Genomic DNA, 24934 nt, shown 5'->3' with positions numbered 1-24934 from the left:
TGTTAAAATATGTGTTTGTTGTATGGATTCAGTTAATGTTAAGCATATAAGATAAAATTTGAATGAGAGGCTTTGAATGGATATGAAGGTCAATACTTGCCTTAGTGTGGCAGGAAGTGATAGTGGAGGCGAGGCAGGTGTGCAGGCAGATTTACAGGTTTTTAATCACTACAAGTGCCACGCCTTATCAGTCATTAGTGCTAATACTGCCCAGAGTCCTTTGCGCGTACAATCAGTAAATCCAGTTTCAATAACTGCTTTTAAGGATCAGCTAGAAGTTGTTTTTAGTGATTTTTCGCCACGTTGTATGAAAACAGGGGTGTTAGTGGGGGGCGATTATATAGAATCGTTACTTACTATGAAGCCAAAGGATATAGATTTAGTTGTTGATCCTCTTATGCTTTCTACATCAGGGACAAAATTGTTGGAAGTCACGGCTTGGTCTCTTATGAAAGATCAATTGATACCAGAGGCCTCCGTTGTAACTCCTAATTACCCTGAGTTAGAATACTTGTCTGCTTGTGATGGATCACTTTCGGGGATGGAGATGCTGCAAGAATATTTCATGAAATATGCGGTGCCGACCTATCTCAAAGGCGGGCATAATTTATTAGCGCCATCGACAGATTTATTTATTAATTCACAAGGATTGTGGGAAATAAAAACGGAAGCATTGCAGATTAGGGCGAGTCATGGTACGGGCTGTCGCTTAAGTGCGGCAATATGTGCTGGTTTAGCGAATGGCTTAAGTCAGCTTGATGCCGCGATAGAAGCAAAAAAATATCTTTACCGCTGTTTATCTTCAAGTAGGGTTCTAGATGATGGTCGTGCTGTTATGGCGCCTTTGTCTATGGAACATAAAGAAGTTCAAGTCGAAGTGGTGAAACTCCTTTGACTTGAGTGTCTTTAGAGAGCTCTGGGGATGGCGTCAATCTATAATCAAAGATTGATCTTCGAAAATAAGAAGACCTTTCAGCTCTGTTTCTTCATTGCTTTCAAATGTAAGTTCACCTTCTTTTAAAGATGATTTTTTACTAACCACGCCATCTTCTCTAAACGCAAAGAATGCAGGTTTATTGTTTAGTTTCTTTGGTAAAGTGAGACTGAATTTTTTGCCGCGTTGTTTTAATGCTGGTTTTGAAGGGTACCTGGGGAGTTGATCCATGGCTTGTGAGAGGAGGGGATGGATCTGCATCGTTTCAATGCGGTTCTTTGAGTCTACTGTTATAATACTAGTTAGTTTTAGGTTCTGCATAACACAGTTTCCTTTACACACTAAAAAATCAGCGTCCGCTTTTATAGTGATTTGTCCATCCTTAGTGCCAGGTTTAATCACAAGGTTGGCAATGAATAGAATCTCACCATCATAAACATAGTTGACAATACCAGTGTTCTCATAGTATTTAGGGCTTGGCCAATGGATATTTTTTATTTCATAATTATCGCCATGCCAAGTGAAATCAGGAGCTATGCCACTTTCACCCGGATTTTTCCAGTATGTATGCCAGCCTTTTTTTACATTGACTTTTATAATTATTTGGCGAACTTGACCTGGAGCGGCATAGCTTCGTGGTAAAATGATTTCTGCATCCACAAGTTTATCTGCAAAAGCAGAGAAACTTGTGATTAGAAATATGAGTGTGATTAGTTTATTGAGCATGATTACTTAGCGTACTTTACGCCGCAACCGTAGTGTTTTGTTTTTTCTTTGCTGACGGGCTTTCCTTGTATGAGTTCATCGAGGGCGTTTTTTACATAGGGTTCAGCTTTGTCGATATCACTAGCTTGGGTACTTTTTTTACTGTCAATGCCTCCTTGATATACAAGTTTTCCGGATTTATCTACGATAAAAATATGTGGCGTGACTTTTGCACTAAAGGCTTTTCCAACAATACCATCTTCATCTAATAAGTAGGCACTAGGTGAAGCACCATTACTTTGTTGGATTTTTTTTAGTTCAGCTGCAGAGTAGTTCCCTTGTTTGCCTTTTCCAGAAGAGCAAATAGATAGCCAAATGACACCCTCGTCTTTATAGTGTTTTTGAAGTTTTGGGATGTTGCCCGACGCATCATAGTGTTTTTTGACAAAAGGACAGTCGTAATTGATGAATTCCATGACGACTATCTTTCCCTTGTAGTCTGAAAGTTTATGACTATTTCCTTCAGAGTCCTTAAGTTCGAACTCTGGAGCCGAGTTTGCGAAAAGAATAGGACTAAGGCATAGGGCTAGTAGATAAAAAAGTTTTTTCATTGGAGTTTCCTATCAATCATATAATTAAAAAAAGCGATCAAATATGATCGCTTTTAATATGTTAACTTAGGGTTGAAATCCAAATTTTTTGATTAATTCTCTAGGAAAGAACCAATTTGTCTAAAGCGATTATAGCGTTGATCTAGAATTTCTTGCTCACTCATTTCTGAGAGCTCAGATAATTGGCTGTTAATCATATCGTATAAAGCGTTAGCCGCTTGCTCATGATTTTTGTGTGCTCCACCAAGTGGTTCCATTACAATATCATCAACAACTTTGAGTTCGAGTAGTTCTTTAGCAGAAATTTTCATTGCCGCTGCCGCCTCAGGTGCTTTTGCGCCATCTTTCCAGATGATGCCAGCACAACCTTCTGGGCTGATAACTGAATAATAAGCATTTTCCATAATAAGGACTTTATTGGCAACGCCAATTCCTAGAGCTCCACCAGAACCACCTTCACCAATGACGATAGAGATAATGGGGACACGAATTTTAAACATTTCTAAGAGGTTTACTGCAATGGCTTCGCCAACGTGACGCTCTTCAGAAGCAATGCCAGGGTAGGCTCCAGGAGTATCAATAAATGTGATAATTGGGCATCCTACTTTGTCAGCGAGTTGCATTAATCGCAGGGCTTTACGGTATCCTTCAGGATGCGCCATACCGAAATTTCTTAAACTACGTTCTTTTAAGTCACGGCCTTTTTGTTGTGCAATGACCATCACTTTGCGACCATCGCGAAGTTTGGCAAATCCCCCAATGATGGCGGCGTCGTTACCATGGCGACGATCACCTTTTAATTCGATGAAATCACTAGTGAAGATATTTAAATAATCTAAGGAGTATGGGCGTTGCGGATGACGCGCAACCTGAACTCGCTGCCAAGGTGTTAATGAGTTGAATATGTCTTCGCTTTTAGTTTTGATTTGAGTTTCAAGTTCATTGACTTGTCGGCTCATATCGATATTATTACTTTCGCCAAATTCTTGAATCTCACTGAGTTTTGATTTTAGTTCAATGATGGGTTTTTCAAATTCTAGTACAAAGTTTTCCATAGTTATTAGTCCTCAATTGTCACTTTGATTTTGTTGTCAGGGATAAAATTAAAAAGTTCTTCGACGTCTTCGTTTTTCATGCGAATACATCCTAGGCTTGAAGCGGTGCCAATAGATTCGGGCTCACTAGTGCCGTGGATACCATAGCCTTCGTTTGAACCGTCAGAGATTTTAGTGAGTCGCATCCAGCGAGAGCCGAGTACATTTTCAGGATGTCCAAAGGGATAACCTTTCCAGCTGGGCTCGCGTTTCTTGCCTTTAATCATGAATACGCCCACGGGAGTTCTGTTATCTTTGCCAATGCCTATTTTATAATAACGAAAGAGCTTTCTATCTAATAGGAGCTGCAATGTAAAGTGATTTTTGGAAGCTTTAATTTCCCAATTACCACCAAAAAAAGTGAGTATTTGATTGATGTGGATGACCGAGGATTCAATGGGTATCTTATTACTTACTTGTACAGCTCGAATCGTGGTGTTTTCAGCAGCAAAATCCCAGAGAGATTGACCATTTTTCACTTTATGGCTTTGTTTGCGTTTGGAAGGAACTGCATTTTTGTAGATGTAGAGGTTGATCTCATTAATTAGCTCTGCAGATTGAGTCCATTGACTCGAGTAGGTATCGCAATGATCCAAAGACTCGATGAGGATATTATAGGCGGAATCAAGCATGCCTTTATTTTTCATTGCTAAACCCTGTTGATATTTTTCATCAAATAAAGGGGTGTTTTTTGGTATTTTTTTCTTAGGATTAATAGTAGCGGGCGCTTTTGTTTTGTCCGAGCTAGTACTTATGACTTCTGGGGAGTTGCGTTTGCTGTCAGTGTTCGCTTGATGCACAGCAGTATTTGCAGCTTCTGGAGCCTGTGTACTTTCGCTTGTAGATGCAGAGTCGAATAAGTCTTTGGGTAGGATCTTATAGACCCCTAAGCCAATTCCTATGAGAGCGACAACCATTAATATGTATTTATAATACCAGTACATAATCTCTTTTGTTTAATTTGATCTGCAACCTAGCCTCTACAAGCTAAGTTTAAAGTAGCTAAGAATAGATGTCGATAAATTTTATTTGACAATTAATTTTTTCTAGGGTTTTTGATTCAGTGATTGTTTTGCCTTCAAAGTTTTTTCCTTTGAGGAAATAATGAGGTTTTAAACGCTCCAAAGCCTGTGTGCAATCAGCTTCATCAAAAATCAAAATATAATCAATGCAGTCGAATAATTGCAATAGGCGAAGGCGATCGTTTTCACGTAACTGTGGTTCGTGACCTTGATTCTTAATGGATGTATCACTATTGATAGCAACAATACGGATGCCATCGAATTCATTTAGTTTTTCAAGGTAGAGGATACGTTCCCTAGATACATTGTCGTAGTAGCCATTAGTGAAGTAGATATCTTTATTCTTCGTGCTAGATGATTTAAGGATGATCTCTAGCTCATCAATATTTTTAATTTTATTATTGAATTCATCCTTATCAATAACCATGCGATGAACGAGGTCTTCACGACTGATGTGCTTAGGACTCTGCTGAGAAATCATGATTCCTGCTGCAGCGTTGGCCGTTTCCAATAAATATCGTGGAGCTATATCTACAGTCGACAATAGGGCCATGATAGAAATTACACTATCTCCAGCACCTGCTACGTCATAGACTTGTAGCGGTTGAGTAGGAACAAAAAGGAATTCATGCTTACGATTGATGTAGAAGATGCCGTCAGTATCCAAACTGATTAAAGCATACTGTAAGTCGGCTTTCTCTAATAAGATTTTACCTGCTCTAATAATATCTTCTTTTGTAGAGATGGGAAAACCAACGGCAGCTTCGCATTCATGGCGGTTAGGCTTCATGGCAGTAATGCCTTTATAGCGTTCTATAGGAGCGCCTTTTGCGGGATCAGCAATAACCGTGCAATGCTTAGCGGATACTCGTAGTCGTTGTAAGACGTTCTCTGTCAGAACGCCTTTTTGGTAATCCGAGATGATGATGGCGTCAAATTCTTTTTCTTTTTCGTCTAAGAAGGAAATAATTTGATTTTCAATTGTACTGGAAATGGCTTCTTTAGATTCATAGTCAATACGTAAAATCTGCTGTTGGCCTGAGGAGATATCCTTGTCCTGTGCCATGACGCGCTGTTTGCGGGTTGTAGGGCGAGAGTCATCTTGAACTAAACAACGGTGTTTGACTTTAAGTGAGTCCAATAGTTTAATAACTGATTGGCGAGTTTCATCATTGCCCGTGACGGCGCAAATTTCTACATCAGCATTGAGTTGTGCAAGGACGTTTGAGGTGAAACCAGCACCCCCAAGTTGGCAGTTGCTCTCTTGGTAAGCTAGGACAGGAGTGGGGGCTTCGGGAGAAATGCGATTGACTGAACCACTAAGAAATTCGTCGAGCATGATATCTCCGACGATGAGAACTTTTGGTTGACCAATTGAATTCAAAACTTGAGCAATTTCAGCGTACATTCATAACCTACATATAATTTAATTTGCGCAATATAATGTGAGAGCCCCAAATGAAAACACTTTTAGCTTAAAATGTATTTATTTGGGGCTTTCGTATCTGAGTGAAGCGGAGTTTACTTGGCTTGTGGGAGCTGGGAAGTACTTTTGAAAATAAGTCCGTCTTGTGAAAAATGAGCACTTGAGCAAGCTAAGTTTAATAAGTTAAGAATTTCAGTTTCACTGGGCAAAATTTCTTTAAGTTTATTAATGATTTCCATAACATCATCCTCGCCACTGAGAGCGACAAAGTTTTCAAGTACCTCAGTAGAGTTGAAGCCAGCAACTAATTGACTCATAGTTTTTCCTGCATCATTAAAGCTGCTTAACAAGACTTTATCAGGAGTATGTTTACTCTGGAAATCATTGTATTCAGGTGAGTTTACAAGGCTGTCAGCGTAGGCAGGCGGGGTGTTGAGAAGAGTGATGACTCTTTCGTCTGTTTTGTCGCCTAAGCTAATGACGAGTTTGTTTTTGCCATAGTGAACAGAGAAGGCCATGCCGTTAGCTTTTGTTGGATCAATTTTAAAGCCATTGAAGCCTAAAAGTTGTGAGTCGATTAGAGTGCCAGGTGCTGACATTCCAGCTAAGCCTTTTAGTGTCATCATAATTTTATTCATAAGTTCAGCATTGTTAAAACCTAGGACAATGGCAGCACTACCATTATAAACTGTAGATTGGAAGGGGTTATTGGTTTTAAACTCTAGTATTTCAACTTTTTTGCCAAAGCTATTTAATAAAGAATTTAAATCAGACTGAAATGTCATCTGAAGTTGAGAGTTGATTTGTTGCTCCATTTGACTAGCATTAGGGACATTTTCTTTAACCATGATGCCTTTAACTTTGTTCCATGTGAATGGTAAGTCCATTGCCACTTGGCTATACGTTTGTAAATCTTTAGGAACCCAAGCTTCGGGCTTGCCATCGATGTGAGGTTGATTGAGGAGTTCCAGGTAGCCGCGTTGGTTTTCCGGTAGGCTAAGAAAAAGATTCGAATAACTTAAATTATTCTGATACGAAAGCCATGTTCCGATAGTGGATAATTTACCAAACTTAGAAAAGATATCTTTTGTTTTAGTATCCATTTTGATATTTCTCAGGTCAGCGAGGACTTCCATGATTAAGTCACCCTCAGGCATGTTCTGTCTCATGCCTTTTCCTTGTAGAGCCTTGCTATAAAATTCGGATCCTGAAGACTTTTTATTAGCAATGAGTTGGCTTGTATAGGCTTCGCTAATTTCTTTGAGCACTGCAAATGTTTCATCATCCATTTGATTACTATTTTCAGTAGTAGAATCTAGATCTGACTTAGCAAGATTTTCTTGAAAGAATTGAGTTTGAAGTTTGAACTCATTTTTTATAAGGGAGTGAAACTTATGAAGTGATTGTGGCTCAAAGTCATCCACGTTAATATCTGAATCACCAAAGCTGTCAGTGCTAATATCTTTATTCATATCGGTAGCAATGGCTAAAACTAAGTGTCCATCACCTAAGTTGATGATATGGCTGAACTCTGAGTTAGCTTGATCCATTATGGTGATTACGTCATTGTCAGCAAAGTTTTGATCAAGGCGTTTTTCTGTGTTTTCTGGAGTGTAATTTTTACTGAAACCCTGATAGAAACGATTGATGACAGCGGGATCATTTTTTAGCCATAAAAAGACGAGGCCGATATTCTTATTCGGGATTTTATCGGACATGGCGAATGATATACCAAAGCGACTATTGATTAAAGCATGTAGGTCACCGTCATTGAGGCCTAGTTCGTTTAAGTTCTTTTTGAAATCCTCATACTCGCCTTGTTGCTTTAAGAGATCTTCGAAAATGTTTTTAATTTTATCAATGCGCTTGGGGTTGCTGAAAATTTTTCCCAGCTGAGTTTCTTGTTTAATAGCAGAAAGATTTTCTTTACTCAAATCAATGCGCATGGCTGCAATAGTGTCATTGGGCAAAGCTTGGAATATTTCTGGAGATGCGCTTAAACTTAAAGAGCTGGCGACAAAGGCAAGGCATGCGGTGGACTTAAAAAATTTCATTTTGATTCCTTCTTTTCAATGTAGGGTGGTTGATGATAGTTGATACCGTTCTGAGGTTGTGATTCATCGTATAGGTAAGCAGAGCGGTGCGTTAAAAAATTAATTATATCCGACATAGGTATACCAAAGCCTAGCCCTTGGAATTGTGCGGAGCCGGCACAGACTAAGCCAACGATTTCCCCTTTTGAGTTAAATAAGGGGCCTCCGCTATTACCTGGATTAATAGCCGTGTCTGTTTGGATGAAACGAAGTTGCCCTATATTACGCATATTAGAACTAACAATTCCTTGTGTAACAGTACGCTCTAAACCTAAAGGGCTACCAATTGCGAAAATTAAATTACCTGGGTCAATTTTAAAGTCAGGAGAAAAGGGCGCAGGTTTGAATGATAGGCCTTCTTTTTCACTTAGATCAAGTTTTAGAAGTGCGATGTCCCTATAGGGCTGAAGAGCAATGATTTTTACTTTTTTGAGTTCTATTTTTTCAAAGGTGTTTTTGGCTTTTTTGTAGAGCGTGACAGATATTTGGGTTTCTTTTTCGACGACGTGATAGTTTGTCAAAAGATAGCCATCATCAGATATGATAACACCACTGCCAAGACCACGGGGAGTTTTGACCATGACCACACTTTCATTAACGCGATCAACTAATTCTTTGACCGGAGCCGTGTTACGTCGGCCGATGGTATATATATCCGATTGCTTATCTTGCGTTTGAGTTTTTTTTGGTGAGGGTGAGCTAGGGACTCTAAATTGAATATCACTTTTAGATATTTTTATTAAGTCACTTCCTACATCAATGATAAGGTGGGATTCGTATTCTTTTAAAATTTTTGAAATGAAAACAGAACCATTTTTTAAAGTGATTTTTTCCTGCGTATTACTTTTTCCAAATAAACTAAGTGAGGTGAGAAGGATTAGTAATAAATATTTCATTTGCTTAGCTCCTTTTCGGCTAGATAAAAAATGATTCGATCTTGACACATCATAACTAAATCCTGTTTGCCATCTTGATCGAAGTCAGCACTAATGACTTCTTGAGGTTGGGAATTATCATCACGTGATGAACGGCCTCCGCCATAGGAGTATTTTTTGTCATCAAACACAGTCCAAGATAAAGTCTTTGTGGCTTCTTTATTATTTTTTAATTCCAATAAACTGAGTCGACGGTTGGGGTAATCCATGATCAGTAAATCTTTTTTATTATTACCAGTAACATCCATGAGTCGATAATCACTGAAATGAGTTTTTTTAACGCCTTCAATATCGATGAGTCGTTTGTCAATAGAAGATTGCAGGGTGAGTTTTTTAGAACTCCCTTTATGTAGTAAAGTTAAGGCACGGCTATTGAGTGAACTTAAGCCAAAAATGGGATCTTTAAAAATAGTGTTACTTCCAATAACTTCATTTTCTTTGTAGCTGCGATAGATACCACTTTTATCTTTTTTAAGTGAGTGAATATTTCGTCCAGTTTGATCGAGTGCGAGAGCCTCGTTATCATTGATTTGCACGTAGGATCGTATTTTGCTACTATTGGGGAGATTAATTTGATCAATAGGATCAAGTTTGTCGTTTAGCCAGGTAACTATTCCACCGACAAGACGAAGTGCTTGGTTCTGTTTATCTTCTTTGATGATGAAACTGAACTCGTTGATATTAGCTTTTTTGAACTTGCTAAGTTCTTGGCTTATGGTTTTACCTTGCTTAACTTGTGCAAACATCAGTTCTTGACGGTATTTTTGGCGATAAATAATTTGCTTGCCTCCAAGCCAGTTGACGTCTTCTACTTTATCTCCAATACCTTTAAATATGCTAACTTCAATTTTATCTTGGTCAGCGTTCCAAGTTCTAAGTTCTAAATTTTTTGCTTTCTTTGTAACCCACCAAGTGATGCCTTCAGTACGAGCTAAATTTAAGATAGTTTCATCTTTTTCGGTCTCCTGCTTTTGAGGCCAAGGACGTGGGTAACTTAAGCGATCATTCTTCCATTCTGAGAAAAATAATTGGGGCGCGTTTTTGACATGAATGAGAATGGTCCCTGACTGAGCGAGGGGTGCGGCAATGGATTGGATATCTCGCATGCCGGGGAAAGTATTGATTGCGCTCCAGGAGTCGTTCTCAATAGAGTAAATTTTGAAGAGTGAGTTAGCCGTATCAGCTTGGATCAGTGATTTTTTTTCATTTAGAATCATACTGGTGTTAAGTTTCAAACTCGCTTTCCCTGTTGGGAGGCTAGTTTGTTTTCCAAATTCTTTGATTTCTTTATCTTCTTTTAAAAGATAGTGACCTAATAGGTTTTCTTGCTGATTTGAGATGAGATAAAAATCTGCACCCTTTTTACCTGTAGAGATTTCTGCATGAGAAAAATTTTCATCGTGAAGTTCAACAGCAGGGAGAAACTCCCCATGTTTCGATTTTTTTAGATATTTAAGTTTCCCCGAGACCCATTCAACGATATCTTTCTGTTTGTCGCCGTCTACATCGAGGTGCCACCACCAGACGCGATTGACGTCGTTATCACGTGGTTCGAGATGAGATACACGTCCTTCTGAGTTTAGGGTAATGGTTTGAATACCTTTTTTAGCCGATAGGTAAGCAGTGTTATTGTCTACGATTATAGGGAGACCATGAAACTCGTCAGCAATTAATTTCCAAGTTTGTTCTTCTTCCCAGCCATCTTTAATTTTTTTATAAAAAGTTAACTGGTCAGGATAGAGAGTTTGAACTAAGAGCCCAGATTTTCCTTCGATAGTAATGTTTTTCACGGCTTCAATGGGGCGAGTAATTGCGAGTTCGGTTAATTTGAATTCATTCGCCATCGGAAGTGCATTAGGTGAATCATCACTTTTGGATTGTTGGCGTTGCCCTTCGGGAACAAAATTGTAGAAGTCTAGTCTTGCTTGCTGGTGATTGATGAGCATTAGAGTGTCTTGGCCCTGTTGCAGGAAATCATCTATGTAGATGTCGCCACGTTCACTTTTTATCACCCGCATTTCCTTCCAACCCTTAAAGTCTTCCTGTGCATTAGCACATAAAGCTAAGGCAAGGATAAAAATAAACTTTTTCATATAACACTCTCCCAATAAAATTCATAGAATATAAATTATATGCGACTTAATTATCTTTTAAGCTTAAATCTAAAGAAAGTAGCTTTTTGAAAGGAAATTAGTCCAATATTTTTTGCGGATTACGTGACTTGATCAATTGGGCTTACTCTAAGTAAGAGTATTGTTTTTTGAAGCCACTGACAAAGTGATGATTAATACTTGAAATTGAAGCGACGATAAGTAGTTGAATCTTGTGTTCAGAGAGAGATTATTTTAATCGTCATGATGATGTTTTAGGGTGATGTTACCCTTAAGTTCATCGGCTTTACTTCCCTTCCATTGCTTGACGCGATTGATATATGCGGACCTCGCAATCATGTGAGCGGCAACCGGGGCGGTAAAGTAGAAAAATATAATATTGACAAAAACAATGATGGCCACTTTTAGGCTAGCAAAATAAAAGGCACAAAGAAGTAGGATGATAATGCCTCCAAAGGCACCTGCTTTTGTAGCTGCGTGCATACGAGTATAAAAGTCCGGGAAACGAATTAAACCAATCGCAGCAATAGTGGTAAAAGCAGCGCCAATAATAAGTATGATAGAGAGTAGTAGGCTCATTCTGCTTCCTCATCTTCTAAGTAACGTGCAAAGGCAATCGTCCCTAAGAAAGTTACAATGGCAATGGCTACGGAAATTTCCAGAAAAACTGAATTGCGAGTTTCAATTGCAAAGACACTCGCAATACACATAACAACTGCTGAAATAAGATCCATAGCAACGACGCGATCAAATAAACTAGGCCCATAAATCAGGCGCCAGGTAGCAATAGCCAAGGCGGAGATAAGAAGCATATAGGCGGTTGTTATGGCCCAAGGATATATGTATAGCTCTTCCATTAGAAAGCCTCCCGTACGCGGTTGACATACTTTTCAATGATTTCAGTACGTACATCTTCTACATTATCGATGTACATAGCGTGGATATAAAGGGTTTGCTTATCGAGCGAAAGATCAATAGTAATGGAACCAGGTGTCATCGTTAATAAATTCGATAGAACCAAAAGTTGACGGTCGGTTAGGTCCGGAATGGGGATGGCCACGAAACCAGGGGTCATATGGTGCTTCTTAGTTAAAACATCATAAGCTACCATGAAATTACTTATCACCACTTCTTTCATATAGAATAGGGCAAAGGAAAAAAGTTTTATTATTTTCATTAACTATCTCCTAGAACAGCATGAATGTATTGCGAGGGATCAAGAAGTTGGGTGGAAGTTTCGATACAAAGCTGAAAAATACTTTCACCAAAAATACCAAGACCAAAGGTGCAGAGTGTGAGGAAAAGAATCGGTAGCATCATTTGCCAAGGTGCAGTGCCAGTATCAATGCCTTCTCCGGGGAATTCTTCAGGTTGTTTTTTCCAGAAAGCTTCAGCCCAAATTTTAGTCATGGAAAAGAGGGTGACGACTCCTACCGCTAAGCCTACTCCCAAGAGTAAGTAAGCTTTTGAATCCGCCGCAGCTTTGAGAACAATAAACTTAGCCCAAAAACCCGATAAAGGGGGGATGCCTGCAAGGGCAAAGGCGGAGAGGACGAAAATGGTCGAAAAGTAAGGGTAAGATTTATAGAGGCCGCCAATCTCTTTGAGCTCACAGCTACCTTTCTTACGGAGTATGACACCACTTAATAGGAAGAGGTTGGTTTTGACGATGATGTTGTGAAGCAGGTAAAAAATTGCGCCAGCAATGCCTAGGGGTGTAAATAAAGAGATGCCTAGGACCATGTAGCCAATCTGACTGACAATATGTACAGAGAGGATTTTTCGGATTTCATATTGAGCGGCAGCACATAAGACACCTACCACCATGGTGAGGATCGCAATGACGTAAAATAGATCTTGGAGTAAGCCGTTGTTGAGAGGGAAAATAAGTGTAAAAGTTCGTATCATTGCATAGACGCCCACTTTGGTGAGCAGGCCAGCAAATAGGGAAGATATGGAGACTGCGGGAGTGTGATAGGAAGCAGGTAGCCACAAGAACATAGGGAAGAGTGCTGATTTTATGCCAAAAGAACTTAGCAATAGGACGGCGGTAGAATTGAGTAGTTTTTCATCGGGGCTATTGGCGATGATTTGAGCAATGTCGGCCATGTTTAAAGAACCCGTTTTTGCATAGATAATTGCCGCGCCAGAAAGAAATAGAATAGAAGAAAATAAGTTGATGGTTACGTATTTTATAGATCCTTCTAATTGGTCTGCTTTTTTACCCATGGCGAGTAAAATAAAGGAGGATAGAAGCATTACTTCAAACCAAACATAAAGGTTGAACATATCGCCAGTTATGAAGGAGCCATTGACGCCCATCATTAGAAAGTTAAAGAGAGGGAAGTAGGCACGTGATTGTAATTTATTATCCATTTCTTTGAATGAGTAAATCAGCACGGTCAGAGAAATGAGTCCAGTAATGACGAGCATGATGCCGCTGAAGAGGTCGCCAACTAAAGCAATGCCAATCCTTGCCGGCCAGCCACCATTTAAATAGACTTGGATGCCGTCTGTACGGATGGTTTGTAGTAGTGAACAAGAGGCAATTAAATGAAAACTAGCAGCGATGAAACTGATGGTTCTTTGAGTTTTAAGTGATTTTTGGAAAAAGGCACAAGCTACCGCAGCAACAAAGGGGACAAGTAGTGGGAGTAATAATGGACTCATTTTTCTGTGTCCGTGGTGTTGAATTTATCGAGATCGTCGTGGCCCAAAGTTTTATAAGTTCGGTGAAGAAGTGCTAAGCAAAAAGCGGTAAAACCAAAGCCAATGACGATGGCAGTAAGGACAAGCGCTTGGGGCAAGGGATCAGCATAAGGAGCCTCAAGGGTTTGAGCTCCGCTTTTAATTATTGCGGTATGCTTGCGAGTGAGGCCAGAGGCCGCAAAAGTAAGTAAGTTAGCCGCTTGGCCGATAAGCATGATGCCAATGACGAGGCGAACTAAGCTTCTTTGTAATAGGCAATAGACTCCGCCTGCAAAGAGTATTCCGATTAGAATGGCGATGAGAGTTTCCATTATTGAGCCTCCTCAAAATCAATGAGTACAGTAAGGACGAAACCAATGACCACCATGAAGACGCCAATATCAAACAAAAGAGGTGTGCCGATGTGCACGTCCCCTAAAATAGGAAGTGCGAATGTAGGGAACCACAAGCTTTGCAGGAAGGCTTTGCCAATAAATAAAGGCATGATTCCGGCAACAAAGGCTGAGCTTATGCCGACAAGTAAAAAGTTGTGGGGTTTTAACCACATGTGCTTTTCAACGTAAGTGGCTCCATGAGCAAGAAGTTTTAAAATCATAGCAGCGGTAAAGAGCAAGCCACCAATAAAGCCTCCTCCAGGTTCGTTATGTCCCCTATAAAGGAAGGCAAAGGCCATGGTTATAAGGACAGGGCAAAGAAGCTTTGCAGAAAGAGTCATGATTACAGAAGGAGTTTTCATGGTTGACTTTCCTCGTCTTTGGATTTTCGCATTAGGATCATGACACCGAGGCCGGCAATTGTAAGTACAGTGATTTCACCAAAGGTATCAAAAGCTCGGAAATCGACGAGGATGACGTTAACTACATTTCGTCCATGAGCTTCAAGATAACTTTTCTGAGCATATTCAAGTGAGACGGGGGCGGCGAGTGTGAGGCTTTGAGCTTTAATGACGAGAAAAGTTATCGTGGTCCCAACTCCAGTGGCAAAAATAGCATCAAAAATCTTTTTTCTTCTGTTGCTGAAATCTTTGAATTTTGGGAGTTTGTGAATTACGACCATAAACATAACAACAGTTAAGGTTTCGACTAAAATTTGGGTGATGGCTAAATCAGGTGCTCCATAAAACATATAGATCAAAGTGATGCCAAAGCCTATGACGCCTAGTGAGAGTAGGGCTGTGAGACGAGATAGAGTTGTACAAGTGACTACAGTGACAATGATGAGTGCTACCACAAAGGCGACAGTAATAGGTTTGACATGGGTGAAGGTGTAGACTTTAGGCATGCCACCTACATAAAGTAAAATATAGAGAAGTAGGCCTGCAAAAGCAGAGATGGTGATGATCATATAAGTTCTTAATGAGCCACTTTGTACCAAGCGAGTTTGCCACTTGGCAAATTTGAGGAAGTAATCCAATCCTTTGGCAAAGCTTTGGTCAAATTGAATATTCATTTTATCGTCGACATTGGTGGCATTTTTACGGATTTTTTTACGAAGTGCATAGAGGATGAAACCACAAGTCAAAGTGATTAAACTCAAAATCAATGCCGTGTTAACTCCATGCCAGAGTTTAAGTTTCACGGGGTGGAAGTCATTGGTGAAACTCGCAAGTGCAGGACTCAGGATGTATTTCGCGATAGGGGAAGGGAAAAGACCAAAGAGTAAACTTAAAAAAGCTAAGCAAAGCGGACCAATGAGCATCGTGACTGGTGCTTCGTGAGCTTCAAGTTTTTTATTCAAAGGACCAAGAAAGGGGTGGAAACCAATTTTAAAGGCAAGCACAAAAAGGAACATGCTAGAGATAAATGCGCTAATGATAAGCAGTATTTGCATGGGGTGATCTAATGCACTTCCATAAAAGTATTCTTTAGCAAGGAAACCCGTGAAGGGGGGGAAGCCGGCTTGGGAGAGCGCAGCCAGTGCGGCAGCGGCAAAAGTCCATGGCATGACTTTTCGGAGTCCGCTAAGTCGATTAATATCACGCGTTCCAACTTCGTGATCGATAGAGCCTGCCACCATAAATAAGGTAGCTTTGTAGAGTGCATGAGCAAAAAGCATCATGATGGCTGCTTTGTAGCTGAATTCAGTACCCATGCCAATGAGCAGAGTTATAATACCAAGTACACTGAGAGTGGAATAAGCCAATATTTTTTTGAGGTCTCGGTAGATTAAACCAAGGCTTGCTGAAAGTAGCATAGTGAAACCGCCGACAGAAACTAATAGCAGGAGCCAGAATTCAGTTCCCCCTAATACAGGAGTGAGTCTCGCTAAAAGGTACACACCGGCTTTAACCATTGTAGCGGAATGTAAGTAAGCACTTACAGGGGTAGGAGCTGCCATGGCATTGGGCAACCAGAAATGGAAGGGGAATTGTGCTGATTTGGTGAAGGCCCCTAAGCAAAAGAGGATGACAATACTTTTATATAATTCATGGTTTCTTATATAGTCGGCTTGTGGGATTAATTCGGAAATTCGATATGTTCCGGTAATCTCCCCCAGGAGTAGTATGCCCGCTAGCATTGCAAGGCCTCCACCAGCAGTGACGATAAGAGCCTGTAGAGCTTTTTTTCGTGCTTCAGGATCTTCGTGATTGAAGCCAACTAGAAGAAAGGAACTAACAGTTGTTAACTCCCAGAAAATAAACATCATAATCAAGTTGTCAGAGAGTACTAAGCCCAGCATGGCGGCCATGAATATAAAAATGAGGGTGTAAAAACGTGTGTTAGCTTGGTGCCCTTTCATGTAGCCAGAAGCATAAGTGAGTATGAGCGCGCCAATTCCTGTGATGAGCAAAGCCATTAGGAAACTGAGGCCATCTAAACGAAAATTGAGGTCTATGCCAAAACGAGGGATCCAAGTGTAGTTTTCTGAGTAGTGCAGGCCCATGGATATATCATTGGCCTTAGTCAGTATTAAACAGCAGGAACTGATGGGAACTAGGGCAAATAAGAAACGCTTATTATGAGGGATGAATCGAGCGATTGCGGGAGTCGCAAAAGCGGCCAAGAAAACCAAGGCGACAGAAAGTATTAGAAACATGAATTACCCTATAATTGACACACTTGCAGACTCTATTCGAAAGTCCCCGTTTTACAAGATTAAATCAAGGCGATTTATGTCTTAAATAGTAGGGCAATGAAGTGCTTTACTTAAGTTTTAACTAATCAGCGCCATTTATTCCCTATTAAAGTATTTGGATTTAGAGTTTTTCTAATGACTTGATTGAACTAAATGACGTATGTACGGAAAAATTATCTTTACACTACAAGAGGGCCCATGTTAACAGCAAAAATTAATTTTCCATTTAATGTATAATATGTGATGATTAAAATCCTCAAATACTGTAAAAAAATGCTTTCTAAGGATTGAACTCTAGGGGCAATCCGTTTAAACTATCCGCTACTAAAAGTACTTGAGTTAAAGGATTTGACGAAAAGTGCCTTTGATTAAAATGTCAATATAAATATATAATAGGACGGGTTTATGTCAGATACGACTAAAACGGGCGATAACGCCTTAGTGTTTAAAGGAATGGGGATTTGTTTCCTCCTTCTTACAATTCCATTTGCACTATGGGGTGCAGCCAATAATATGACCGATATGTTGGTTCCTGCTTTTAAGCGTGTGATGAGCATGACACAATTGCATTCGTCTATGATTCAGATGGCTTTCTACGGTGCGTATTTCTGTATGGCTTTGCCAGCAGCGTTCATTATTAAAAAATTCTCCTATAAAACGGGTGTAGTTGCGGGCTTATTTATTTATGCCGGTGGTGCCGCACTTTGTTACCCTGCCAGTCAAGCGTCTAGCTTCACATTCTTCCTCATCGCATTTTATGTTTTTGCAGCAGGTTGTGCAACTCTAGAAACTTGTGTAGCTCCTTATGTAATTTCCATGGGTCCAGATGAATCCGCAACTCGTCGTATTAACCTTGCACAATCATTTAACCCGATCGGTTCTCTTGCGGGATTATTCTTAGGTAAAGAACTTATTCTTGGTGGACTCGCAAAAATAACTGAAGATGAGCGTACGGCCATGGCAACAGAGGCTCCAGCAAAACTTGCTGAGATTCAAGGTAAAGAACTTTCAAACGTCGTAATAGCCTATGCAATTATCGGTTTAGTCAGCTTAATTCTTGGTATTATCATCTTGATTAAAAAATTCCCTAAAGGCGGAGAAGCCGAAGATGATCATAAACCAGAACATGCTTTTGGTCCTACTGTGGGTCGTCTCTTTAAGAATAAAAATTATGTAATGGCAGTTGTTGCACAGTTTTTCTATGTTGGGTGCCAAATTGGTGTTTGGACTTATACAATTGACTATGTCATCACTAATAACGATGCATATACAGAGCCGAAAGATGCATCCAATTACATGATTGTAGGACTTATTCTTTTTACTATTTCTCGCTTTATCTGTACATTCCTAATGAAGTTTATTGATCCTGCACGTCTCCTTACAATCATTACAGCAATAGCGGCAATTCTTTGTGGTGTTGTTATTTGGGTTGGCGGACCTATTGGCGGATATGCACTCGTAGCTATCTCAGCTTGTATGTCACTTTGTTTCCCAACTATATATGGTCTTGGTCTTACTGGTCTTGATGATAATGACCGTAAACTTGGTGGATCTGGTATTATCATGTCTATCGTTGGTGGTGCAGTACTCGTACCAATCCAAGGTATGCTTATTGATACAATGGGTGTTAACAACTGTTACCTCATGCCTTTCGCAAGTTTCATTCTAGTTGCGATTTATGGTGTGATTGCTCATAAGAAAGAAGAAGAAGTGGGGATTATCCACGACTAAAGACTTTCTTAGTATGTCTTAGAGGCCTCTCGGATTATATCTGAGGGGCCTTTTTTTGTTTAGCGTCATAAGATTTGCTATAAAATAGATGTAAGCCATTATGATCCTAGTTTAATTTTTAAGGAGTGAACATGTATTTAGCTAATGAAAATCGTTATGAGAGTATGATCTATAATCGCTGTGGAAAAAGTGGGCTCAAATTACCCGCCGTTTCCTTGGGCTTATGGCATAATTGGGGTGGTATAGATAATTATGAGAATGCCAAAGCCATGTCTCAGCGAGCTTTTGATTTAGGGATAACACATTTTGATTTAGCGAATAATTATGGCCCTCCAGCAGGAAGTGCAGAAAGTAACTTTGGCAAAATTTTGAGTGAAGGCATGGGCGCGTATCGAGATGAGATGATTATTTCGTCAAAAGCCGGTTACGATATGTGGCCCGGTCCCTACGGAGAATGGGGTTCACGTAAATATATGATAGCGAGCTGTGATCAAAGCCTGAAACGTATGGGCTTAGATTATATCGATGTTTTTTATTCTCATCGCTTTGATCCCGAGACGCCCTTAGAAGAAACAATGGGAGCATTAGATACGATTGTACGCTCAGGTCGTGCACTCTATGCAGGTATATCCTCATACGATGCAGAGAACACCAAGAAAGCCGCGGCTATCTTAAAAGACCTGGGAACGCCTTGCCTGATTCATCAGCCGTCATATAGCATGTTTGATCGTTGGGTTGAAGATGATTTACTGAATGCGGTCAAAGAAGAAGGTATGGGATGTATAAGTTTTTCTTCTTTAGCTCAAGGTCTGTTGACGGATAAGTATTTAAATGGCATACCAGCAGATTCACGAGCAGCTAAGAGTGCAGGCGCACTAGATGCGAGCTTAGTGAATGAGGTGAATGTAGCAAAAATCAAAGCACTAAATGACTTGGCTCAATCAAGAGGGCAGAACTTATCTCAAATGGCAATAGCCTGGGTTTTACGTCAGCCAGCAATGACATCGGTCATTTTGGGTGCGAGTAAAGTGAAGCATATTGAAGATGCAGTTGCGGGTCTCAATAATTTGAATTTCACGAATGAAGAACTCGATGCAATAGACTTAATCCTCAAGTGATTATTCGACTAAGTTTAAGCAGAGTCGCTCGAACTCTAAATCATCTAAATTTTGTAAAGTAGTTTCGGCAATATTAGATAAGGCGGTAGAGGTGAAAAATGCCTGGTGTCCAGTGATAATGACATTGGGAAAGGTCGTGAGCCTCATGAAAGTATCGTCTTGAATAATCGTGTCGGAACAATCTTCAAAAAAGAGCTCGGCTTCTTCTTCGTAAACATCGAGGCCGACAGAACCCAGTTGTGATTGTTTTAATCCCCTAATAAGTGCATGTGTGTCGATAAGGGCGCCGCGGCTAGTATTCAGTATCATGACTTTGTTTTTCATTTTTGCGATACTCGCATCATTGATTAAATGATGTGTTTCGGGCCTTAGAGGGCAGTGTAAACTTATGATATCAGATTCTTTAAAAAGTGTATCAAGATCAGTGTATTCACCCATGCTTTGGCATTTGGAGCTTTCAAAGGGATCAACAAAGAGTAAGCGGGTCCCGAAGCCATTCATAATATTAGCAAAACATTCTCCAATCTGTCCCGTTCCAATGATGCCAATCGTTTTCCCATGTATATCGAAACCAAGAAGCCCATCTAAAGAGAAGTTCCCTTCCTTAACGCGATTATAAGCGCGGGTGATTCTCCTATTAAGAGTCAGCATAAGTGCAGCGGTATGTTCCGCGACGGCATAGGGAGAATAAGCGGGGACACGGCAGACAATTATCCCAAATTCTTTACATGCCTCGAAATCAATATTATTAAATCCTGCACAGCGAAGTGCAATGAATTGCGTTCCATTTTTTGCGAGAGTCGCAATCATAGCGCGATCAATTTTATCATTAACAAAGACGCAAACAGCTGTGTAGCCTTTGGCTAAACTTAGTGTCTGTTCATTGAGCCGAGTAGAAAAAAAGGTGATCTCATGATTAAATTTGTTTTCGCGATTGAAGTATTTTTCATCGTAGGGCTTTGAACTAAAAAGTGCGAGTTTCATAATTTCTCCTATTTACTTGGCTTATTGTAAATGATTTTTATCGAATCTTATTTCATTAGGACTAAGGGGGTTTGAGAGCATAGTTTGTGGACTAGGGCCATATAAGTCATCTTTCATTTCTATGCTTGGAGGAAGTCTAATGTTACTACAATTCCAGCACATATGAAAATGCCCCGGGTTTTCCTCAGCACAAAAAGTACAGTCCCACTGCTTGGCAATGACTTCGTCAAATTCTAATGAGTGTAAGTTCATTTGACTTAATTCTTGGTCCATATCTAAACTGAGAAATTGGTGATGCTTGTTTTGTATAAATTGATTCAGCAAGCTTTTATCGTGCATATCTAGGCTTTGAGCTTTTTTGCACTTATGGCAAATTAAAATGAGGTTGCGCTTGCGGAAAAGCAGTGTGCCAAAGCATAAAAGAATGATGCTGAGAAACCCAAAAATACCATACATGAAAAGGGCGATGATAAAGATGATGAGGACACTAATATTGGGCCCCATTTGTTCATAGGTATATTCCTGAGAATCTTCTTTGAAACACTGAGAGCAGCGTGCTTTAACGGGGATATTTACTTTCATTCAATAAGTTACTATAGATGTATAACTTGTCTCGGTGATCGACTCATGGCGAGATAATTAAAAACTTTAAAGTTAATGTTTTAAGTAAATCAAACATTCTTTTAAGCCTTTAAAGTCGTTTAAGTCATATCGAATAATGACGATGTCGTCTCCATTAATACGACCGTAGCCGGTACCATTGCTGGTGTAGGTACTTTTTGACCCGGATTCGAAATTTTTAATGATTTCAATTTCATCATTATCACGATTATTGAAGTCAGTTTCTTTGATGAGGCAAAGGTAGATGAGATTTGTGGGATGATCGAGTTTTTCTAGCTTGGCCGCAAAATCTAATTGTGAGCTACTCGATTTCATTAGCGAGTCAATTTGACTTAAGTAATCTTGATATTTTTTGTGTAAAACATCCTTTTTAGCGTACTCTGGAAAATTTTGATGGCTATCATATATTTTATAAATACAGGCGCCAGATAATATCAAAAATACTGCGATGCTAATGAGTGTGTATTTCAAAACGTCTTTCATAATTCCTCCTTTTTGAATTCAGCTTGTTTCCTTTATGATTTTATAATAATAAAAAGTTTGGGGATTACAAGTCTAGCTCTATTTCTGCATCCATATAAAAGGCTGCAGTCATTAGAGGACTGAGATAAAATAAGTATTCTAATGAAGTTTTAAGGATTTCTTAGCATAAAGAAATTAAAAACCATTTTTTTTTCATGTAGGTGTAACGGCTAGGGCTAAGTCTCGGTTATCTATGTCATAAATAAAAAATTAATGAAGAGATGAGAAATTATAAAAAAGCAACTTTTAAAATATTATAACACGACTCTTGTGTCATAAACCATGACACGGAAAAAAAGATGAGTCTAAGAGAATTTGCCACAAGCAAAACTGGCTATTTAGAAATCAAGTTGATTTCTCGCCACACAACAAAATTAAATCAGCAATGATTTAAAAGCGTATCAGAACGATACCCCAAACAAGGAAAAAATGATGAAAACGCAGGTCTTAACAAATACAACAGGGACCGAAACTGAAATCAATCCATTCAGAGTGTACCATTTCGGTAAAGTGCAAAATGATGGTAATGCAAGCATGAGAAACTTATTGGGCGGCAAAGGTGCAAACCTTGCTGAAATGTCATCTATTGGCATCCCGGTTCCTCCTGGTTTCACTATCCCCACAAGCATGTGTACTCACTACAATGACAATCAACAACAGTTGGCTGATGCATTGATGATAGAAGTAGACGAAGCTATTACCTTAATGGAACAACAGACAGCAACTGAATTCGGGTCTTTAGAAAATCCCTTATTAGTTTCTGTTCGATCTGGCGCACGAGTAAGTATGCCAGGTATGATGGATACCGTGTTAAATTTAGGATTAACCGATATTGCCGTTATTGGCTTAGCGAATAAGACAAATAATGCTCGTATGGCTTATGATTCTTATCGTCGCTTTATTGTGATGTACTCTGAAGTTGTTAAAGGCATGGATGCCGAAGCTTTTGAGGAACTCATTGATGCAGCCAAGAGCAAAGCAGGCGTATCTGAAGATACTGGATTAAGTGTGGAAGACTTAAAAGAATTATGTCTTGAGCTTAAAAAATTATATACTGAACTAAGTGGTGATGAATTCCCTCAAGATCCCAAAATACAATTGAGATCTGCCATCGAAGCAGTTTTTGATTCTTGGAATACTGAGCGCGCGGTTCTTTATCGCAAAATTCAAAACATTCCTGCAAGTTGGGGCACAGCAGTTAATGTTCAAGCAATGGTCTTTGGTAACAAAGGTGCAAGTTCTGCTACAGGTGTGGCTTTTACTCGTAATCCATCTACTGGTGATAAGACTTATTTTGGTGAATACCTCATTAATGCTCAAGGCGAAGATGTAGTAGCAGGAGTTCGTACGCCATTGCCCATCAGTAAAGAAAGTGCAGCACAAAAGTGTTTAGATGGTCAATCTATGGAAGAAACCATGCCTAAAACTTATGTGGAGCTCACAGATGTTTTTGAGAAGCTCGAAAAACATTATGCTGATATGCAAGATGTTGAGTTCACTGTAGAAGAAGAAAAACTTTACATCTTACAAACTCGCAATGGTAAACGCAGTGGCTTTGCTCAAGTAAGGATGGCAGTAGAAATGGTAGAAGAGGGCTTAGTTGATGAGAAAACAGCTTTAGCTCGTATCGAACCAAGTTCTATTGAACAAATGTTATCTCCTATTTTCAATTTGGAAGATAAAGCTAATGCGGCGAGTGAAATGGTGGGTAAAGGTTTAAATGCTGGGCCAGGTGCGGCATCTGGAGTCTTAGCACTTACATCTGCAAAAGCCATAGAGTACAAGCAACTCGGTGTGCCATGTGTACTGGTTCGTAATGATACCTCTCCTGCTGATTTTGGTGGTATGATGGCCGCAGAAGGCGTTTTAACCGTACGTGGTGGAGCGACTTCTCATGCAGCCGTTGTAGCACGACAGTTTGGTAAGCCTTGTGTTTGTGGCCTCGCAGCATTAAAAGTGAAGGAAAGTACTGGTGAGATCTCTATTGGAGATAAGAAAATAAAAGAAGGTGACGCCATCTCTCTTGATGGTAGTACTGGTGAAGTCTTCTTTTGTAAGATCGAAACTTCTGCTTCTGAGGTTATTCAAGGGATTATTGATGGAGTCATTGATCCAAATGAATCTGAAATATGTAAGCAGTACCAAACAATAATGACTTGGGCAGATAAATATCGTCGTCTTAAAATCCGTACAAATGCAGATACTTCAAGAGATTTAAAGATAGCCCTTAGCCTTGGTGCTGAAGGCGTGGGTTTAACACGTGTTGAACACATGTTTGGCTCTGATGATAAACTCTTATTACTACGTCAAGTGATGCTGGCTAAAGATGAGCAAATCAAAACTTTAGCACTCAGTAATATTGAGCATTTTTTGAAAGAAGATTTTACGGCTCTTTTTCAAACTCTCAATGGACGTCCTGCAACAGTTCGCTTACTCGATCCACCCATGCATGAATTTATGCCTCATGGTGATGCCGATACAGCAAAGACTGCAAAAGCTTTGAAAATTACTGATGCAGAATTAAGGGCGAGCTTGGGTGATATGGAAGAGCATAATCCAATGCTGGGCTTTCGAGGTTGCCGCTTGGGGATCTTGAAACCTGAACTCACTCGAGTTCAAGTTAGAGCTATTCTGGAAGCTGCCTTAGAACTCAATAGCGCATACATCCCTTGTAAGCCCGAGATTATGGTGCCGATCATTATGCATGAAAATGAATTGATTCACCAACGTACTTTAATTGATAAAGTTGCGCAAGATTTATTTGCAGAACTCGGTCAAAAGGTGAGCTATTCAGTTGGTACAATGATTGAACTGCCTAGAGCTGCCCTCCAGGCAGATGAAATTGCGAAACACGCAGACTTCTTCTCTTTCGGGACAAATGATTTGACTCAAACAACTCTAGGGATTTCTAGAGATGATGCGAATCACTTTTTACCGACATACAAAAATGGTGTAAGTGATCCATTAACTGGAACGGGTAATTTTGAAGTTTACCCTGATGACCCATTCCAAACTTTAGATCAAAGTGGTGTAGGTAAATTGGTTCAGTTAGGTGTAAAAGGCGGTAGAAGTACTTCTAAAGATCTCAAGATTGGTATTTGTGGTGAGCATGGTGGCGATCCAGCCTCTATCGACTTTTTCCACAGAAATGGCTTGGACTATGTGAGTTGTTCTCCTTTCCGTGTACCAGTGGCGCGTTTAAGTGCAGCACTTTCTGCTATTCGAGCTGAAGAAGTAGAATAA

General features: G+C 39.8%; 22 protein-coding genes. 4 read left to right on the top strand and 18 right to left on the bottom strand.

All coding sequences use genetic code 11. The features are described from left to right. Positions 1–76: 76 nt before the first annotated feature. Positions 77–895 (top strand): bifunctional hydroxymethylpyrimidine kinase/phosphomethylpyrimidine kinase, encoded by an 819-nt coding sequence (gene thiD / locus PQO03_RS06995; RefSeq protein ID WP_274149039.1) that lies wholly within the window; start codon positions 77–79, stop codon positions 893–895. A 33-nt stretch (positions 896–928) separates the two neighbouring features. On the opposite strand, the gene PQO03_RS06990 is transcribed toward thiD, so the two are convergent. The 15 genes from PQO03_RS06990 to PQO03_RS06920 form a co-directional block, all read right to left on the bottom strand. Beyond that, a complete protein-coding gene (locus tag PQO03_RS06990; protein WP_274149037.1) occupies positions 929–1660 on the bottom strand; it encodes a protein-disulfide reductase DsbD domain-containing protein in 732 nt (243 codons plus the stop codon). Between the two features lie 2 nt (positions 1661–1662). Further along, complete coding sequence (locus PQO03_RS06985; RefSeq protein ID WP_274149035.1) at positions 1663–2250, bottom strand: thioredoxin family protein; 588 nt, start codon at positions 2248–2250, stop codon at positions 1663–1665. A 92-nt stretch (positions 2251–2342) separates the two neighbouring features. Beyond that, positions 2343–3305, bottom strand: coding sequence for an acetyl-CoA carboxylase carboxyltransferase subunit alpha (locus PQO03_RS06980; RefSeq protein ID WP_274149033.1), 963 nt, complete (start codon positions 3303–3305; stop codon positions 2343–2345). A 5-nt stretch (positions 3306–3310) separates the two neighbouring features. Then, positions 3311–4288, bottom strand: a complete 978-nt coding sequence (locus tag PQO03_RS06975) for a L,D-transpeptidase (RefSeq protein ID WP_274149031.1) — start codon at positions 4286–4288, stop codon at positions 3311–3313. Between the two features lie 58 nt (positions 4289–4346). Then, entirely contained in the window at positions 4347–5774 is a 1428-nt protein-coding gene (locus PQO03_RS06970) for a PfkB family carbohydrate kinase (protein WP_274149029.1), read from the bottom strand. A gap of 113 nt (positions 5775–5887) precedes the next feature. Then, the gene (locus PQO03_RS06965; protein WP_274149027.1) at positions 5888–7846 is read right to left on the bottom strand and encodes a hypothetical protein; all 1959 of its coding nucleotides are present in this window, start codon (positions 7844–7846) and stop codon (positions 5888–5890) included. Beyond that, the gene (locus PQO03_RS06960; RefSeq protein WP_274149025.1) at positions 7843–8781 is read right to left on the bottom strand and encodes a S1C family serine protease; all 939 of its coding nucleotides are present in this window, start codon (positions 8779–8781) and stop codon (positions 7843–7845) included. The genes PQO03_RS06965 and PQO03_RS06960 overlap by 4 nt, the downstream gene beginning before the upstream one ends. Continuing rightward, positions 8778–10913 carry a hypothetical protein gene (locus PQO03_RS06955; protein WP_274149023.1) on the bottom strand — a complete coding sequence of 712 codons (2136 nt, stop codon included), beginning with the start codon at positions 10911–10913 and terminating at the stop codon, positions 8778–8780. The genes PQO03_RS06960 and PQO03_RS06955 overlap by 4 nt, the downstream gene beginning before the upstream one ends. 252 nt (positions 10914–11165) lie before the next feature. Next, positions 11166–11510: a monovalent cation/H(+) antiporter subunit G gene (mnhG, locus tag PQO03_RS06950; protein ID WP_274149022.1), complete on the bottom strand. Its 345-nt coding sequence runs from the start codon at positions 11508–11510 to the stop codon at positions 11166–11168. Next, complete coding sequence (locus tag PQO03_RS06945; RefSeq protein ID WP_274149020.1) at positions 11507–11788, bottom strand: MrpF/PhaF family protein; 282 nt, start codon at positions 11786–11788, stop codon at positions 11507–11509. Before PQO03_RS06945 ends, mnhG begins: the two co-directional genes overlap by 4 nt. After that, the gene (locus tag PQO03_RS06940) at positions 11788–12108 is read right to left on the bottom strand and encodes a Na+/H+ antiporter subunit E (RefSeq protein WP_274149017.1); all 321 of its coding nucleotides are present in this window, start codon (positions 12106–12108) and stop codon (positions 11788–11790) included. Before PQO03_RS06940 ends, PQO03_RS06945 begins: the two co-directional genes overlap by 1 nt. Continuing rightward, the gene (locus tag PQO03_RS06935; protein WP_274149015.1) at positions 12108–13601 is read right to left on the bottom strand and encodes a proton-conducting transporter transmembrane domain-containing protein; all 1494 of its coding nucleotides are present in this window, start codon (positions 13599–13601) and stop codon (positions 12108–12110) included. Before PQO03_RS06935 ends, PQO03_RS06940 begins: the two co-directional genes overlap by 1 nt. Continuing rightward, positions 13598–13951 (bottom strand): Na+/H+ antiporter subunit C, encoded by a 354-nt coding sequence (locus tag PQO03_RS06930; RefSeq protein ID WP_274149013.1) that lies wholly within the window; start codon positions 13949–13951, stop codon positions 13598–13600. The genes PQO03_RS06935 and PQO03_RS06930 overlap by 4 nt, the downstream gene beginning before the upstream one ends. Beyond that, positions 13951–14376, bottom strand: a complete 426-nt coding sequence (locus tag PQO03_RS06925; protein ID WP_274149011.1) for an MnhB domain-containing protein — start codon at positions 14374–14376, stop codon at positions 13951–13953. Before PQO03_RS06925 ends, PQO03_RS06930 begins: the two co-directional genes overlap by 1 nt. Continuing rightward, positions 14373–16676, bottom strand: coding sequence for a putative monovalent cation/H+ antiporter subunit A (locus tag PQO03_RS06920; protein WP_274149009.1), 2304 nt, complete (start codon positions 16674–16676; stop codon positions 14373–14375). Before PQO03_RS06920 ends, PQO03_RS06925 begins: the two co-directional genes overlap by 4 nt. Positions 16677–17120: 444 nt before the next feature. Here PQO03_RS06920 and fucP point away from each other — a divergent pair, with 444 nt between their 5' ends. Together fucP and mgrA are read left to right on the top strand one after the other, a co-directional pair. Beyond that, positions 17121–18446, top strand: coding sequence for an L-fucose:H+ symporter permease (gene fucP, locus PQO03_RS06915; RefSeq protein ID WP_274149007.1), 1326 nt, complete (start codon positions 17121–17123; stop codon positions 18444–18446). 131 nt (positions 18447–18577) lie between these two features. After that, a complete protein-coding gene (gene mgrA / locus PQO03_RS06910) occupies positions 18578–19564 on the top strand; it encodes an L-glyceraldehyde 3-phosphate reductase (RefSeq protein WP_274149005.1) in 987 nt (328 codons plus the stop codon). Here mgrA and PQO03_RS06905 read toward each other — a convergent pair whose 3' ends face one another. The 3 genes from PQO03_RS06905 to PQO03_RS06895 form a co-directional block, all read right to left on the bottom strand. Beyond that, the gene (locus PQO03_RS06905) at positions 19565–20548 is read right to left on the bottom strand and encodes a 2-hydroxyacid dehydrogenase (RefSeq protein WP_274149003.1); all 984 of its coding nucleotides are present in this window, start codon (positions 20546–20548) and stop codon (positions 19565–19567) included. Between the two features lie 21 nt (positions 20549–20569). Next, the gene (locus PQO03_RS06900) at positions 20570–21130 is read right to left on the bottom strand and encodes a hypothetical protein (protein ID WP_274149001.1); all 561 of its coding nucleotides are present in this window, start codon (positions 21128–21130) and stop codon (positions 20570–20572) included. A 72-nt stretch (positions 21131–21202) separates the two neighbouring features. Beyond that, positions 21203–21652, bottom strand: coding sequence for a hypothetical protein (locus PQO03_RS06895; protein ID WP_274149000.1), 450 nt, complete (start codon positions 21650–21652; stop codon positions 21203–21205). 471 nt (positions 21653–22123) lie between these two features. On the opposite strand from PQO03_RS06895, the gene ppdK reads away from it, so the two are divergent. Continuing rightward, a complete protein-coding gene (gene ppdK / locus PQO03_RS06890; RefSeq protein WP_420792855.1) occupies positions 22124–24934 on the top strand; it encodes a pyruvate, phosphate dikinase in 2811 nt (936 codons plus the stop codon).

This window comes from Lentisphaera profundi (genome assembly GCF_028728065.1).
Classification (GTDB): Bacteria; Verrucomicrobiota; Lentisphaeria; order Lentisphaerales; family Lentisphaeraceae; genus Lentisphaera; species Lentisphaera profundi.
This window is presented reverse-complemented; position numbering and strand designations above follow the sequence as displayed.